Annotated in this window: 1 protein-coding gene; it reads left to right on the top strand. The window is 51.3% G+C overall.

Annotated elements, in window-relative coordinates; translation table 11 throughout:
• Positions 1 to 36: 36 nt before the first annotated feature.
• A partial coding sequence (rpsD, locus tag F0L68_RS45750; protein WP_149855386.1) for a 30S ribosomal protein S4 occupies positions 37 to 585 on the top strand: 549 nt, incomplete at its 3' end.

The raw sequence follows: 585 nt of genomic DNA, 5'->3' as shown, positions 1-585 counted from the left end.
TTCTTATCGGCGAGCAGTGCGTGCGAGCTCGCCAAGATGGTGAACAACAGAGTACCGTCGGTATTTTCAAAGACGTACGTGACACCTCGTCGTCCTTTTGAAAAGGCACGTCTTGACCAAGAGTTGAAGATCATCGGAGAGTACGGTCTCCGCAACAAGCGTGAAGTATGGCGCGTCAAATACACGCTCGCTCGTATCCGTAAGGCTGCTCGTGAGCTCCTCACCCTCGAGGAGAAGGACCCCAAGAGATTGTTCGAAGGTAATGCCCTTCTACGTCGTCTGGTTCGTAGTGCAGTACTGGATGAAAAACAGATGAAACTCGATTATGTGCTTGGTCTGAAGATTGAGGACTTCTTGGAGCGTCGTCTGCAGACGCAGGTGTTCAAAGCTGGCCTGGCGAAGTCCATCCATCATGCCAGAATTTTGATCCGGCAAAGGCATATTCGTGTCCGCAAGCAAGTTGTGAACATCCCATCATTTATTGTGCGCCTGGACTCTGGCAAGCACATTGACTTCTCTCTGAAATCTCCATTCGGTGGAGGTCGTCCTGGACGTGTCAAGAGGAAGAACCTCCGCAAGGGACAG

The sequence above is a fragment of the Solihabitans fulvus genome, assembly GCF_008386585.1.
In the GTDB taxonomy this organism is placed as follows: domain Bacteria; phylum Actinomycetota; class Actinomycetes; order Mycobacteriales; family Pseudonocardiaceae; genus Solihabitans; species Solihabitans fulvus.
The sequence above is the reverse complement of the archived record's forward strand: the minus strand, read 5'-3'. Positions and strand labels throughout refer to the sequence as shown.